12 protein-coding genes and 1 pseudogene are annotated in these 13,727 nt (G+C 59.1%); 6 read left to right on the top strand and 7 right to left on the bottom strand.

Annotated elements, in window-relative coordinates; all coding sequences use genetic code 11:
- Nucleotides 1-493: 493 nt before the first annotated feature.
- Complete coding sequence (locus ACQZ2L_RS08025; protein WP_430325557.1) at nucleotides 494-796, bottom strand: ArsR/SmtB family transcription factor; 303 nt, start codon at nucleotides 794-796, stop codon at nucleotides 494-496.
- A 65-nt stretch (nucleotides 797-861) separates the two neighbouring features.
- On the opposite strand from ACQZ2L_RS08025, the gene ACQZ2L_RS08020 reads away from it, so the two are divergent.
- A complete protein-coding gene (locus tag ACQZ2L_RS08020) occupies nucleotides 862-1,680 on the top strand; it encodes an alpha/beta fold hydrolase (RefSeq protein ID WP_430325556.1) in 819 nt (272 codons plus the stop codon).
- A 30-nt stretch (nucleotides 1,681-1,710) separates the two neighbouring features.
- Here ACQZ2L_RS08020 and ACQZ2L_RS08015 read toward each other — a convergent pair whose 3' ends face one another.
- Nucleotides 1,711-2,628, bottom strand: a complete 918-nt coding sequence (locus ACQZ2L_RS08015; RefSeq protein WP_430325555.1) for a LysR substrate-binding domain-containing protein — start codon at nucleotides 2,626-2,628, stop codon at nucleotides 1,711-1,713.
- Nucleotides 2,629-2,822: 194 nt separating this feature from the next.
- On the opposite strand from ACQZ2L_RS08015, the gene ACQZ2L_RS08010 reads away from it, so the two are divergent.
- From ACQZ2L_RS08010 to ACQZ2L_RS07990, 5 genes are all read left to right on the top strand, one after another.
- Nucleotides 2,823-3,572, top strand: coding sequence for an SDR family NAD(P)-dependent oxidoreductase (locus ACQZ2L_RS08010; protein ID WP_103437294.1), 750 nt, complete (start codon nucleotides 2,823-2,825; stop codon nucleotides 3,570-3,572).
- Nucleotides 3,573-3,671: 99 nt separating this feature from the next.
- Nucleotides 3,672-4,970, top strand: a complete 1,299-nt coding sequence (locus ACQZ2L_RS08005; RefSeq protein ID WP_314873163.1) for an MFS transporter — start codon at nucleotides 3,672-3,674, stop codon at nucleotides 4,968-4,970.
- Nucleotides 4,971-4,987: 17 nt separating this feature from the next.
- Nucleotides 4,988-5,836 (top strand): transketolase, encoded by an 849-nt coding sequence (locus ACQZ2L_RS08000; protein WP_430325554.1) that lies wholly within the window; start codon nucleotides 4,988-4,990, stop codon nucleotides 5,834-5,836.
- Nucleotides 5,833-6,849 (top strand): transketolase family protein, encoded by a 1,017-nt coding sequence (locus tag ACQZ2L_RS07995; protein ID WP_430325553.1) that lies wholly within the window; start codon nucleotides 5,833-5,835, stop codon nucleotides 6,847-6,849. The genes ACQZ2L_RS08000 and ACQZ2L_RS07995 overlap by 4 nt, the downstream gene beginning before the upstream one ends.
- Nucleotides 6,850-6,911: 62 nt before the next feature.
- Entirely contained in the window at nucleotides 6,912-7,856 is a 945-nt protein-coding gene (locus ACQZ2L_RS07990; RefSeq protein WP_430325552.1) for an alpha/beta hydrolase fold domain-containing protein, read from the top strand.
- Nucleotides 7,857-7,919: 63 nt separating this feature from the next.
- On the opposite strand, the pseudogene msrA reads toward ACQZ2L_RS07990, so the two are convergent.
- The 5 genes and pseudogenes from msrA to ACQZ2L_RS07965 all read right to left on the bottom strand — a co-directional run bounded on the left by msrA (nucleotide 7,920) and on the right by ACQZ2L_RS07965 (nucleotide 13,699).
- Nucleotides 7,920-8,388 (bottom strand): annotated as a pseudogene (gene msrA, locus ACQZ2L_RS07985) (peptide-methionine (S)-S-oxide reductase MsrA).
- The gene (locus ACQZ2L_RS07980) at nucleotides 8,381-9,307 is read right to left on the bottom strand and encodes a homocysteine S-methyltransferase family protein (protein WP_430325551.1); all 927 of its coding nucleotides are present in this window, start codon (nucleotides 9,305-9,307) and stop codon (nucleotides 8,381-8,383) included. Before ACQZ2L_RS07980 ends, msrA begins: the two are co-directional and overlap by 8 nt.
- On the bottom strand, nucleotides 9,304-10,281 hold the full coding sequence (locus ACQZ2L_RS07975) for a glycine betaine ABC transporter substrate-binding protein (protein ID WP_430325721.1): 978 nt from the start codon (nucleotides 10,279-10,281) through the stop codon (nucleotides 9,304-9,306). Before ACQZ2L_RS07975 ends, ACQZ2L_RS07980 begins: the two co-directional genes overlap by 4 nt.
- Before the next feature lie 87 nt (nucleotides 10,282-10,368).
- Nucleotides 10,369-12,411: an ATP-binding cassette domain-containing protein gene (locus ACQZ2L_RS07970; protein WP_430325720.1), complete on the bottom strand. Its 2,043-nt coding sequence runs from the start codon at nucleotides 12,409-12,411 to the stop codon at nucleotides 10,369-10,371.
- Nucleotides 12,412-12,760: 349 nt separating this feature from the next.
- A complete protein-coding gene (locus ACQZ2L_RS07965; RefSeq protein ID WP_430325550.1) occupies nucleotides 12,761-13,699 on the bottom strand; it encodes a DMT family transporter in 939 nt (312 codons plus the stop codon).
- Between the last annotated feature and the right edge of the window lie 28 nt (nucleotides 13,700-13,727).

The raw sequence follows: 13,727 nt of genomic DNA, 5'->3' as shown, positions 1-13,727 counted from the left end.
AGTTGTGCGGAGAGGCGCCAATCCACGGGGGTGGTGGGGTGGTATTCAAGCGCTGAAAAAGAGCGACTTTAGCGGGATTTAGTGCAGGGATCATTGGTAGCCTGGATCGTCCTTGTGAATGCAGGCATTATGCCATACAACTTAGGTTTCAGCGCGGCTACCTATTGATTGTCGAGCTCGGCGATGAGAGTTGAACTGATTGAGCCTTATAGTAAATCATAGGGCACGTCCTAGTTTGGACATTCGTAGAGTTGTACTGCAACAGCGCGCATCCAACACCGCTGAAAATACCGTCTGCTCTCCTTCTGAAAACAACTCAAATGGACAGGGTCGGTGGCTCATGTCCGTTGTGCTCTGACGGCCACATTGCTGTACATAACTGGCTGCAGGATGACGCCAAAATGGCATTCCATGATCCACATGCAGATCATTGGGATGAAAGATTGGCTCACCGCTGATAGCGCATATAACCGGGTAGGGTTGGGACAACCTCTTACAAGCCCTTTTCCACGGCCAATTCCTGCGCCAGCCATTCAAGATACTCGCTGACCATCAACTCACTACGCTTGCAGTAAGACCACTTGTGCTTCTTCGCCACCGTTACAAACCCCGCCTGCACAAGAATCTCCAAATGCCGGCTAGCGGTCGGCTGAGCGACACCCAGCGCCTTGGCAATAAGGGTCATGCAAACCCCGATTTCGACAGGATCTGCCGACCACTGCTCTGCAAAGTGCTCATGAGGGTTCGCAAGCAATCGAAGTACCGTTAGCCGAACCTCACTGCTCATCGCTTTCATCTGTATTGATCTGTCCATCCCGGCATCATATAGTCATTTAGCTAAATGACAATATGAGGTGAGCCATGCTGGATCTACCCTACACGTCAATCATCGAAGGCAACGCCGTCAGATGGGGAAAGATGGGATCGGGCGCCCCCTTGGTAGCTATCCACGGAACGCCTTTTTCCTCTCAGGTCTGGAGGCGCATCGTTCCTCTCCTGACTGGCCATCGTACCGTGTACTACTTCGACCTGGTCGGGTACGGCCAGTCTGAGATGAGGGTGGGTCAGGACGTTTCGCTGGCCGTCCAGAACAATGTGCTCATTGCGCTCTTCAAAGAATGGGGCCTGAACCGTCCAGATGTTCTGGCACATGACTTTGGCGGTGCCACGGCTCTGCGCGCGTACTACCTGAACGGCCTGCGCTACGCATCGCTAACCTTGTTCGACGCCGTGGCTCTGGCGCCGTGGGGTTCGCCGTTCGTCCAGCATGTCCGCCAACACGAGGCAGCATTTGCGGGAATGCCGGAGTACATGCACCGCGCACTGCTGGCGGCGTATCTGCAGACCTCAGCAGCAAACCCGTTGAGTGAAGAAGCGCTGCGCATCTACAGCGCCCCTTGGGTAGGTGAAGTTGGTCAGCCTGCTTTCTATCGGCAGATCGCGCAGATGGATCAAGCGTTCACTGACGAGATTCAGCCGCTGTACACAAGACTTGATTGCCCGGTGTCGGTTTTGTGGGGAGCTGAAGACGCCTGGATTCCATTTGCTCAGGGCGAGCGTCTTGCCGAGCTGATTGCCCAGCAGCCCTGTATTCGAGTCGAGAGTTGCGGTCACCTCATGCAAGAAGACCGGCCCGAGGCCATTGTGGCTGCGCTGTTGAAACAGATCGGCGCAGGCTGAAAGTCATTCCCACTGCGTGCTTGATCAACCTCAATAAGCAAACTCATGACCCAGCTCACTTTCCATCCACTCGAGAAAGCGTCGAACGCGTGGAAAGTTGGAATGCGCCTTTGGAAACACAAGATGATGCGCCGCCACCGGCGCGCTAAGTGATTGCGGTGCAACCTCGACCAACGTGCCAGCCGCCAGGTACTTCTGCGCAAGCAAGGTACTTTCCAGCGCAAACCCAAGCCCGTGACTGGCGGCCTCCAAGGACATGTAAGACCTATCGAAACTCAGTGCATAAGGCCGTTCAGGCCGAGCCAAACCATGCTGGGCAAACCACTGTGGCCACTTCAGCAAGGTGGCTTCCGACAACACCAGATCGCGGTCAAGCAGATCCGCTGCCGACCCGACAGGCCATTGCGCAAGCAGTTTAGGCGAGCACAGCACGGCGAATTTCTCATTGCGCACGGTACGCACCTCGTAACTGGGCCAGTTGGGCGTGCCATGGCGGATATCCACATCGATCTTGTCCCGGCTGAAGTGCAGCGACTCGTATGAGCAGGAAAGATTGAGCTGAATATCCGGGTGACTCGCCCGAAAAGCTTCCAGCCGGGGCATCAGCCAAAGCAGACCAAAGCTGGGCGATGAGTGCAGGCGCAAACAGTCGAGGCTGACATCGCTGGCGGCGCGCTCGGTCGCCACTGCAAGGCTATGCAGGATGCCGGAGATTTCCTTGAGGTACTGCTCCCCTACCGGCGTCAGCGAAACACCGCGTGCGGCCCGGACAAATAACTGCCTGCCAATCATCCCTTCGAGCTTGGCCAGTTGATGGCTGACCGCTGACGGGGTCAAATCCAGCACTTCGGCCGCCCTGGCGACGTTGCCGAAGCGAGCCGTTTGCTCGAAGGCCTGAATTGCTCTCAGCGGTGGCAGGATGATCGGTGCATCGGCATCAGTGCGCATTGCACCTCCATGGCATTTCTTGTAGGTATCGGACTGCTTCCATTCAATCACCACGCTGCGGCCTTGACGAGTGCTGAATTTTTTTCAGCATCGAGTGACATTCGGCTTATTGCTCAGGTCACCTGTGGAGAACAAGCTGAGTCATCGATTTTTCGCAGATCGACCTTAATAAAAACAATTCGAGGTGTCCCACCATGCTTCTCCAAGGCAAAGTCGCAATCATTACCGGTGCTGCATCTGCCCGTGGCATTGGCCGCGCTACCGCTACCACGTTTGCCCAGCATGGCGCTCATGTGGTGATCATTGACCTGGACGAATCCGCTGCCCGTGACGCGGCTGCATCGCTCGGTGAAGGCCACCTCGGCCTCGCTGCCAACGTTGCCGACGAAGCCCAGGTTCAGCAGGCCGTAGCCAAGGTCATCGAGCATTACGGTCGCATCGATGTGCTCATCAACAATGCGGGCATCACCCAACCGCTGAAGACTCTCGATATCCGCCCTTCAGACTACGACAAGGTGCTGGATGTGAGCTTGCGTGGCACCCTGCTGATGTCCCAGGCCGTGATCCCGCTGATGCGCCAACAGTCTGCCGGCAGCATCGTGTGCATGTCTTCGGTTTCTGCCCAGCGTGGCGGCGGTATCTTCGGCGGCCCACACTACAGTGCCGCCAAGGCCGGTGTGCTGGGCCTGGGCAAAGCCATGGCGCGCGAGCTGGGGCCTGACAACATTCGCGTAAACTCCATCACTCCCGGCCTGATCCACACCGATATCACCGGCGGGCTGATGCAGGACGAGCGCCGCCACGCGATCATCGAAGGCATTCCGCTGGGCCGCCTTGGCGCCGCTCAGGACGTTGCCAACGCTGCCCTGTTCCTGGCCAGCGACCTATCCTCTTACCTCACAGGCATCACGCTGGATGTGAACGGCGGCATGCTGATTCACTGATCACACCTGGCGGGCCTGCGCGGCCCGTGCGGTTCTGGATCGATGACATAGCCGGGTCTGTTGGCCTGGCAGTCAATAAAAACAAGAGATCAGACCATCATGACTACCCTGTCGCTGGAAGCGGTTTCGACCGTGCGTGCCTCCGCCTACCGTAAAACAGCCTGGCGCCTGATGCCGTTCCTGATGCTGTGCTACCTGTGCGCCTACCTTGATCGCGTCAACGTCGGCTTTGCCAAGCTGCAAATGATGAACGATCTGGCCCTCAGCGAAACGGTGTACGGGCTTGGCGCCGGCATGTTCTTCATCGGTTACTTCCTCTGCGAGGTACCGAGCAACATCATCCTGCACAAGGTCGGCGCGCGGATGTGGATCGCCCGGATCATGATCACCTGGGGGATCATTTCGGCGCTGTTCGCCTTTGTCGAAACTGCCTGGCAATTCTATGCACTGCGTTTCTTGCTCGGCATCGCCGAAGCCGGCCTCGCGCCCGGGCTGCTGCTGTACCTGACCTACTGGTTCCCGTCTTATCGTCGTGCTCGCATGACCGTGCTGTGGTTCATCGCCATTCCACTCTCGGGCATGGTCGGTGGCCCTCTCTCCGGCTGGATCATGAACCACTTTGCCGGCGTGCACGGTTGGGCGGGATGGCAATGGATGTTCGTCCTCGAGGCGATTCCGACTGTCGTTGTCGGCCTGATGGTGCTGAGTTACCTCAAAGATGGGGTGCATCAGGCCACATGGCTGAATGATGAAGAAAAGGCCCTGATCACCCGTGAACTGGCAGAAGACAATCAGCAGAAAGTCACCCATGCCTCTGTCGGCGAGTTCATTCGCGACCGCCGTCTGTGGTTGCTGGCCGGCATCTACTTCTGCGTCGTGATGGGGCAGTACGCGATCACCTTCTGGTTGCCGACCCTGGTACGCAACGCGGGGGTTACCGATCCACTGCATATCGGTTTTCTGACCAGCCTGCCCTACCTCTGCGCGATCGTGGCGATGCTGTTGGTGGGACGCAGTGGTGACAAACACCGCGAGCGGCGCTGGCATCTGATCGTGCCCATGATCGCCGGCGCTATTGGCCTGAGCCTGGCCGCGATGGTGGGTGGCAATGTGACCCTTTCCATCCTCAGCCTGTGCCTCGCGGCCTCCGGGATCCTCTCTGCAACGTCCTTGTTCTGGATGCTGCCCACCACGCTGCTGGGTGGTGTTTCTGCGGCAGCGGGTATTGCCGCGGTCAACAGCTTCGCCAACCTCGCAGGATTCTGCTCGCCTTACTTGATTGGCTGGATCACCACCGTGACCGGCTCCAGCGCCATCGGCATGTACCTGATCACCGGCGTGCTGTTTGCCGGCGCCACGCTGGTACTGCGCATCCCTGCCGCCCTGGTCAATCGTTGAGTTAATGGAGTTTCATCATGACTAACCATCCTTCATCCGCAGCCGCCATCAGCCTTGTCGAGCGCGCACACAACATTCGCCGCCATGCGCTGAAAATGGGCCAGGTCCAGGGCCAAGGCTATGTTGGCCAAGCCCTCGGTGCTGCGGATTTGCTTGCGGTTTCGTATTTTCACGCAATGAACCATCGACCCGAAGATCCAGAGTGGGAGCAGCGTGACCGCTTCTACCTGTCGATCGGTCACTACGCCATTGCGCTGTATGCAGCCTTGATCGAAGCGCAGATCATCCCGCTCGAAGAGCTGGAAACCTACGGAGCCGACGACAGCCGCCTGCCGATGTCGGGCATGGCCGCCTACACCCCCGGCATGGAAATCACCGGTGGCTCGTTGGGCCAAGGCCTGGGCATTGCGGTTGGCGCCTGCCTGGCGCTCAAGCGCAAACGTTCGGCCTCCTTCGTCTACAACCTGCTGTCTGACGGCGAGCTGAACGAAGGTTCGACCTGGGAAGCGGTGATGTCGGCTTCGCACTGGAAGCTCGACAACCTGATGGCCATCGTCGATGTGAACAACCAGCAGGCCGACGGCTATTCGAGTGAAATCCTGTCCTTCGAACCCATCGTCGATCGCTGGCAGTCGTTCGGCTGGTTTACCCAGCGGGTCGATGGCAATGACCTCGATGCACTGGTCGCCGCCTTCGATGCAGCCCGCAACCACCCAGGTGCACAGCCCCGCGTGATCATCTGCGACACAAAAATGGGCAAGGGTGTGCCGTTCCTGGAAACCCGCGAGAAAACCCACTTCATTCGCGTGGAAGAACACGAATGGGATCTGGCCCTGAACAACCTTGAAGAAGGAAAACACCCATGAGCAACACCGCCCCTACTTCGGCTGGCGCACCGGCCAAGAAGCGCCTGACCACCTCGGCGATGATCGCCTCCATTGCCTCAGAAGGCCAGGCCACTCGATCGGCACCGTTCGGCCATGCCCTGGCGGCGTTGGCGGAGCAACGTGCGGATATCGTCGGCCTCTCCGCTGACCTGTCCAAGTACACCGACCTGCATATCTTCGCCAAAGCCCACCCTGATCGCTTCTATCAGATGGGCATGGCCGAGCAACTGCTGATGAGCGCCGCGGCCGGTATGGCCCGCGAGGGCTTCGTGCCCTTCGCCACCACCTACGCCGTGTTCGCTTCACGCCGCGCTTATGACTTCATCTGCATGGCCATCGCCGAAGAAAACCTCAACGTCAAGATCGTCTGCGGACTGCCTGGCCTCACCACCGGCTATGGTCCGAGCCACCAGGCCACCGACGATCTGGCGATCTTCCGCGCCATGCCTAACCTGATGATCGTCGACCCGTGCGATGCTTTGGAGATAGAACAGGCAGTGCCTGCGATCGCAGCGCATCAAGGCCCGGTTTACATGCGCTTGCTGCGCGGCAACGTGCCCTTGGTGCTGGATGAATACGGCTATAAATTCGAGATCGGCAAAGCCAAGACGCTGCGCACTGGTAATGATGTCCTGATCATCTCCACCGGCCTCATGACCATGCGCTCGCTGGAAGCTGCCAAGGCACTGCAAGCCGATGGCGTAGACGTCGCCGTGCTGCACGTACCGACAATCAAGCCGTTGGACGAGCAGACCATCCTCGCCGAGGCTCGCAAGTCCGGGCGCCTGGTCGTCACCGCAGAAAACAGCTCGATCATCGGTGGCTTGGGTGAGGCGGTTGCCGGGTTGCTGCTACGCAATGGCGTGACGCCAACCTTCAGGCAAATTGCGCTGCCTGATGCCTTCCTCGACGCTGGTGCGCTGCCGACGCTGCATGATCGATATGGCATCTCGACCACGGCCGTCTGTGCGCAAATCAAGGCATGGCTGTAGCGTAATCTTGAGGGCGCTTCGATCAGAGGCGCCTGATCACGACGGGAAGAAGGTGCGCAACAGTGAAACCACATGAACTGCTTGACCCCGATTACCGTAGCTTTTTAGCCAGCGGCACTGAAACGTGGTCGCTGGATACGCTGCCTGGCATCCGAAAACGCGTCCATGCGACTTTCACCCCGCGAGACCAGGTGCGTTGTGAGACGGTCTGGACCGATGGGCTGGACGGTGCACAACTGCGTCTTTGTCTCTACAGGCCCGACGCTGTGAGTGATGGCAAAACCTGTCCAGTGATTCTCTACGTTCACGGCGGCGGTTTCGTCCTCGGTCAGCCCGAAATGGCGGACGATTATCTGGCCGATCTGGCGCAACACCTGCAAACGGTGATCGTCGCTGTTGATTACCGCCTTGCCCCCGAGCATCCATTCCCTGCTCCACTTGAAGATTGCTACACAGCGCTTGGCTGGATATTCGGCAATCATCAATACCTCAACGCTGACACCCTAAAATTAGTGGTGATGGGGCACAGTGCCGGCGGCGGGCTAGCTGCAGCCCTGGCCATATTGGCGCGCGACCGGGGCGAGTACCCGATCATGGGACAGGTCTTGATCTATCCGATGCTGGACTGTCGCTCAGGCAGTGCCGAATCGCCGTTTACCAATGTCACCACCGGAAGAATTGGCTGGCAGCCTCAGGCCAATCAGTTTTGCTGGGAAGCGCTGCGTGGAAACTACGGTCTGAATGACGAGCGCATTGGCTACTTTTCCCCAGCTATGCAGCAGGACCTGAACGATTTGCCGCGCACCTTTCTGTCGGTGGGTGCGCTGGATTTGTTCCTGGAAGAGAACGTCGACTTCGCAATGAGGTTATCTCGCTCCGGTGTACCGGTAGAACTTCATGTTTACCCGGGGGCACCACACATGTTCGACCAACACCCCGGGGAGATTACCTCGCAGGCCAAACTCGATATCGAACGAGCACTTGAGCGGGCGTTAATGCCCGCATAGACGCTCACCCTCCTCCCAGCGGCTTTTGACTCGATGAACATGCGAGGAGGCGTTGCATGCTCATCAAATGGAACAGGCACTGCCTCCGTATTTTTCCAGGTAGCGTTGATGTTCCTCATCGGCCTTCTGAAATTCACCTAACGCCAGGATGACCGTGGCCACTGGCTTGGCCAACTGGCCGCTTGCATCCAGCTGCTGCTTGGCGACAAGCGCCAGCCGGGCCTGCTCGGCGCTGGCGAAAAACAGCGCAGAGCGGTATTTCGTTCCGACGTCTGCGCCCTGCCGATCGATTGAAGTGGGATCGTGCAGTGTCCAGAAGTGCTCGACGAGACGGCTGTAGCTAATCAGTTGGGCGTCGAAGTCGACCTGCACGACTTCGATCAAGGTGGCGTCGCCCAGCTCTGATCGCGCGAAACCGACGCGGGTGTCGAGCACACCAGGCAGCGCCCTGAACGAGGCTTCCGCCCCCCCAGAAACAGCCGGCACCAAATGTCGCCTGTTCTGCCACAACATCTTCTGGAAAATCACTCATGTACGGGCACCTCAGTATTTTGATCGTGCAGGTGCACATGCAAGCTGGCGATGTGCTCTGGACCGATCCCACAGCATCCGCCGACAATACTGGCCCCTGCGGCCACCCAGGTTTTCGACCAGTCCAGATAGGAATCCGGGCCCAGATCGCGACGGATCTCCAGCAACGTGCTGTTGGCCTCGGCGTTGGCACTGACAGGGGGAAAGGCATTGGCATAAACCCCCAGTTCGACAGCACCGCCAAGGTTTTCGATGACAATGCGTGCCTCGTTCAAGGCAGCGGCCATCACTTCCGGCTGGCTGCAGTTGAACAGCACCGCCTTGGCCCCCAGTTCGACCGCCACGCCAACCGCATCTGCGACTGGCTCATTCGAGCGTAAGCGCGGCTCGCGGCCCTCCTCATCCAGCAGCGTGAACGACACCCAGAGTGGCGCGGGTTCGGTACCCAGTGCTTCGACCACCGCCCGGACTTCAGCGATTGAGCTTTGGGTTTCAGCCAGCCACACATCGACGTGCACCCGCAGTCCAGCAATGAGTCCGCGGTGGATCGCTACCGAGCGCTGATGATCGAACAGATCCGGGCGGTACGACCCCAATGCGGGTGGCAACGATCCTGCCACAGTGACCGCATCGGCATTCTCACTGGCGGCCTGACGGGCCAGCCGTCCGGCGAGATCAGCCAGCGCGCTTCCCTGTTCGGCGAAACGCTCATCGCCAATATGAAAAGGCACCACCGCATAGCTGTTGGTCGTGATGATCCGTGCGCCCGCAGCCACAAAGGCCTGGTGCGCCCGCAGCACATACTCGGGCGCTTCGATCAGTGCGAGGGCTGACCACTCCGGTTGACGGAACGGCGCGCCGATTCGTTGCAATTCACGGCCCATGCCGCCGTCGAGCAGACGTAGGTTCACTCTAGTCATTGGACTGAACTCACGTGCGCAGCCGGCCCAGCCAACCACTGATCAACAGTAGAGGGATTGGCTTGCACCCAGGCTTTGGCGGCGACTTCTGGTGGCTGTTTTTCCTTTTCAATCTTCTGAATCAGCCCGTTCAACTGTGCAGGGTCGATGGCGAAGTTATGCAGAAACTCGGCAATTTTCGGTGCGCGCTTCTGCAGTGCAGTGGAAGCCAGCACATACACCTTGGCATCCGGGAAAGCGCAGGTGATGTGGCTCTTGTTCAGCCAGTCAGGATCTACGGTCGGGCTGACAAATTTCCAGCAACCATCCGCCTTGTAGAGAGGATCTTCTTTCTTGTTGTCCTGGGCGTAGCCATCGAATGCGGGCTCTTCCAGACGACGCAGATCATAGGCCGAGAAAATCCAGTCAGGGGTGTAGGCGTAGAACACCACGCCGCGTTGCGCCTTGTACGCCGAAGTCAGCTTGGCGTAGGTCACAGAGGCTTCCGTAGACACGGATTCGAATTTGTCGGCGAAGCCATAATCCTTGGCCTTGATCTGCCCGATATACGTCGATTCCCAGCCCGCCGGGCCCACCAGCAGCTCAGCCTTGCCGCCGCCCAGAGGCTCGAAGAGCTTGGCCACTTCCGGTTTGTTCAAGTCGTAAATCGATTTGACGCCGTATTTATCTTGTAGATATCCAGGAATGTAGAAACCTTGTACGCCGGTATAAGGGTGCGCATTGGCGACCAGTGAGCGGGTGCCTCCCGTGACATACCTGGCCCAGGCCGCCGACTGATTAGGCAGCCAGATGTCGGTCAGCACATCCACCGAGCCGTCGCCCTTGGCGGCAGCACTTAAAAGCACCGGCACATCCCCGGACAGATACGATACGTCACCGTCCAGACGGCTTTCGATCACCTCACCCAGAATGTGTTGAATGGCGATGGCGCCCGTCCAGTTCTGCTCACCAATGACAATCTTGTCTTTGGCCATCACGCTGGCAGGCAAGATCAAGGAGACCAGCACTGCAGCCGCACTCAGGTTATGCAATAGATGTTTTGCCACGATCAGTCTCACTGTTCAGTTATGCAAATGGTCTTGCTTGCGCAAGCTCGATTGAATGATTCGATCGGGGATCAATGCACACAGCACGATCGCCACGCCGGCCAGCACGCCCTCACCGCCTTTGATATTGCGCAGCGCCGTCATGACGTCGTAACCCAGTCCTCCCGCGCCGATCAGAGCAGCGACCACTACCATCGACAGGCTCATGACAAGGGTTTGATTGATCCCCAGTAACAGCGACCTACGCGCGAGCGGTAGTTGCACCTTGATCAGGGTCTGCCAGGGGGTTGCTCCATGGGCGATTGCCGCTTCCACGGCATCCTTGGGGACTTCCTGGATGCCAAGGGAGGTCAGGCGAATCATCGGTGCCAGGGCGAAAATCACTGTCGCAATGACCGCCGGGGTCTTGCCCACCGAGAAGAACGCCACTGCCGGGATCAGATAGACAAAGGTCGGCAGGGTCTGCATGACATCCAGTAAGGGCGTGATCAGTCTGCTGGCTAGCGGCCTTTTCGCCAGCAGAATGCCGGTGGGCACGCCGATCAGCAGTGCGATCAATACCGAGGAGCCCACCAACGCCAGCGTGGCAATCGTCCGCTCCCAAAAACCGAACACACCGATATACAACAGCGCTGCGCTGCTGGTGAGCGCCAAGGCCAGGCCGGCCGAGCGCCAGGCCAGCAATGCCAATGCCAGCGCGCATACCGGCCAGGGTAGCCAGCCGAGCAGGGTTTCGATCCCTTCAATGACCGTGCGCACCGCAACGATCACGCCGACAAAAGCGCTTTCGAAGGTCACCTGTGACCAGCCGATAAAGTCATCCACGCTCTGTGCGGTCAGCAACACCGCCTCGCGGCTGGCCGGGAACTGGAAAAGCGCTTGGCTGGCATCAGGCGTCAACACGCGCCAGATCACCAATGCCTGACTGACCAGCAGCACCGCCAGCGGTAGCGCCCAGCCCGAAACAGCGCGCCGCACCGGCGAACGGCTGAGCGAGTACGCTGTGAAACGCGTGCTCGCCAGCACAGCCAACGCCACCACTACCGATATCCAGGACGCGTTCGCAATCCCGTGCGCAGCAGTGGCAACAGCCGCGAGTTCCGCGGCGAAGCCGAGCCAGAACAGTCCACCCCTTCCCCGCGCCGCCAGCGCTGCCGGCCCCAGCAATAAGGCTTGCCAGCCGCGCAAGCCCGGTCTGGCCGGTGGCTCCTGCGCAGCTTCTGGCGGGGCATGAAGCACTACCCTGGCGACATCGTGCAAAGCCGAAGCGGCTGGGAGGCAGTCTCGAAAGAAATCCGCGACCTCAGCGTCAGCCGGCGTCTTGAGCAATTGTTCCGCAGTGCCCGACTGCACCAGGCGCCCACGGCGCAGTACCGCAATCCGGTCGGCGAGACGCACCGCTTCGGCAGGATCGTGGGTGACCAACAATGTTGTGATACCGCGCTCGCGTACCAGTGCCAGAAAGTGACTTTGCAGGTCTCGCCGGATCGTCGGATCCAGTGCGCTGAACGGCTCATCCATCAGGAGAATGTCCGGATCAGTCACCAATGCCCGCGCGAGGCCCACCCGCTGCTGCATACCGCCAGACAACTCATGGGGATAATGCTCGCCCCATCCCTCAAGGCCCATCGCCTGCAACTGTCGAGTGGCCGCTGCATGGCGGACCGCATCGGATTCACCGCGCAACTCCAGCGGCAATGCTATGTTGTCCAGCACCGTGCGATGCGGCAAAAGGCCAAAATGCTGGAACACCATGCCGATTCGCCGCGAGCGCAAATCACGCAACGCTTTTGGGCTCAAGCCGCTAATGGCCTGACCTTCGATCAGAACCTCGCCGCTGCTGGGTTCGATCAAGCGGTTGATATGGCGAAGCAAGGTGGACTTGCCGCTGCCGGACGTTCCCATCAGGCACAACACCTCGCCGCGCCGGACCTTCAACGTGACATTGTTGACAGCCGGCAGCGGCGAGCCGCCGTTGCGCCGATAAGCTTTGGTAACGCCTCGCAGCTCGAGGACAACCTCGCCCTGCTCTGGGCTATTGTCGAGGGGTGGGGTCAATTGTTCAGGTAAATCGACCTGAACCGTTGCCAAAGAGGTTTGAATAAGTGTCACGAGGGCTCCGGGCAACGAACCACTGAAGGCCTGTTAGGCCTTACCAGGTTAAAGAAATAGACAGGAGCCTCAGACAATGACCTCGAACAGGATTGGCTGAGGCAAAAAACGCTGCAAGCGAGGCGCTGCGCGTTTCTTTCGCTAAAAACTAAACGATCTTAAAAAGATAATATAAATACCTTTTTGGAATTAGCTTAGGCTTTCGCGCCCAGTCTTCCCGAATGGGTGCTTGGGCGGCTCTTGGCGCTGCCCTACTGCTCAGCCGGAGCGCGTCCCCTAAATCGGCATGACACGGCTATCCCGGTTGATGCTGAGTACGGTGACAATTCAGACACCAGACGACACCTGTCACCAGCAGTGCGATCGCTGCCATTTCGTATGAGTCAGGGAGCCGATGCTCCCAAACAAAGCCAATAAGCAGCGCCGCCAATGTCTCTATCACGAGCACTTGCCCGCTCAGTGCCAAGGGTAGAAGCCGGCTCGCCTGGTTCCAGCACGCGCCGCCCACCACGGAAGACAGAAAAGCCACTCCGCCAGCTACCAGCAGAAAATCCACCCATTCAGCGCTGTCGTGCGAGCCGGCCTGCCACCCCAGCACAGGAAGCGCCAGGAACAGTGACTGGGCACCCGTCATGACCCCAGTCAGCAGAGCCCAGTCATTGGAGGAAACGCTGGCCACCTCAACCAGACGGCGAGCGTTACTCACCGCGAACCAGCTCCAGGTCACTAACGCGCCCGCCGCGCACAAGATCCCTGCGATGTTGGTGAGGATATCGGTTCGGTCGCCGTTGGTAATTGCATGCCAACTGATCAGCGTAACTCCGCCTACGGCGCAGCACAGCGAAGGAACGAGCTTGCGCAGCGCAACGGCATTTTCGTCATGCCGACCTGCCAGCGTGATGAGCACGGGAATCAGCCCGACAATCAAAGATGTTGTAGCGATGCCAACCAACTGCACACCGGTGCCGACCAGCGTGTAGTAGATGAGGTTGCCGATCAGGCTGAGCCAGAACAGTGACTTCCAGTCTGCCTTGCTGAGCTTGGCGCACACGCGCTTCCAGCGGGGTGCGAGCAGCACCGCCGAAATCACGCCGTAGCAAAGAAACCTCAGCACGGCGAATTGCAGGCCGCTCAGTTCGGGGGTCAACTGTGGGCCGAGGAAGATCACCCCCCAGCACAGGCCCGCACACACTCCGTAGAAGAGACCCTTCAGCAACAATCGATCCGCACCCATTTCACCCGCGCTCCAAAACCTGATGGGT

Origin of the sequence: Pseudomonas shirazensis, from assembly GCF_050496565.1 — a bacterium.
Lineage (GTDB): Bacteria > Pseudomonadota > Gammaproteobacteria > Pseudomonadales > Pseudomonadaceae > Aquipseudomonas > Aquipseudomonas shirazensis_A.
Note: the sequence above shows the minus strand (reverse complement) of the source record. Positions and strands in the feature narration are given on the sequence as shown.

What these genes read in the sequence shown, in the direction of transcription:
- ACQZ2L_RS07995 (WP_430325553.1), top strand. Translation starts at nt 5,833, where the DNA reads ATGAGCAACACCGCCCCTACTTCGGCTGGCGCACCGGCCAAGAAGCGC.
- ACQZ2L_RS07980 (WP_430325551.1), bottom strand. Translation starts at nt 9,307, where the DNA reads ATGACTAGAGTGAACCTACGTCTGCTCGACGGCGGCATGGGCCGTGAA.
- ACQZ2L_RS08005 (WP_314873163.1), top strand. Translation starts at nt 3,672, where the DNA reads ATGACTACCCTGTCGCTGGAAGCGGTTTCGACCGTGCGTGCCTCCGCC.
- ACQZ2L_RS08000 (WP_430325554.1), top strand. Translation starts at nt 4,988, where the DNA reads ATGACTAACCATCCTTCATCCGCAGCCGCCATCAGCCTTGTCGAGCGC.
- ACQZ2L_RS08015 (WP_430325555.1), bottom strand. Translation starts at nt 2,628, where the DNA reads ATGCGCACTGATGCCGATGCACCGATCATCCTGCCACCGCTGAGAGCA.
- ACQZ2L_RS08010 (WP_103437294.1), top strand. Translation starts at nt 2,823, where the DNA reads ATGCTTCTCCAAGGCAAAGTCGCAATCATTACCGGTGCTGCATCTGCC.
- ACQZ2L_RS08020 (WP_430325556.1), top strand. Translation starts at nt 862, where the DNA reads ATGCTGGATCTACCCTACACGTCAATCATCGAAGGCAACGCCGTCAGA.
- ACQZ2L_RS08025 (WP_430325557.1), bottom strand. Translation starts at nt 796, where the DNA reads ATGAAAGCGATGAGCAGTGAGGTTCGGCTAACGGTACTTCGATTGCTT.
- ACQZ2L_RS07975 (WP_430325721.1), bottom strand. Translation starts at nt 10,281, where the DNA reads ATGGCCAAAGACAAGATTGTCATTGGTGAGCAGAACTGGACGGGCGCC.
- ACQZ2L_RS07965 (WP_430325550.1), bottom strand. Translation starts at nt 13,699, where the DNA reads ATGGGTGCGGATCGATTGTTGCTGAAGGGTCTCTTCTACGGAGTGTGT.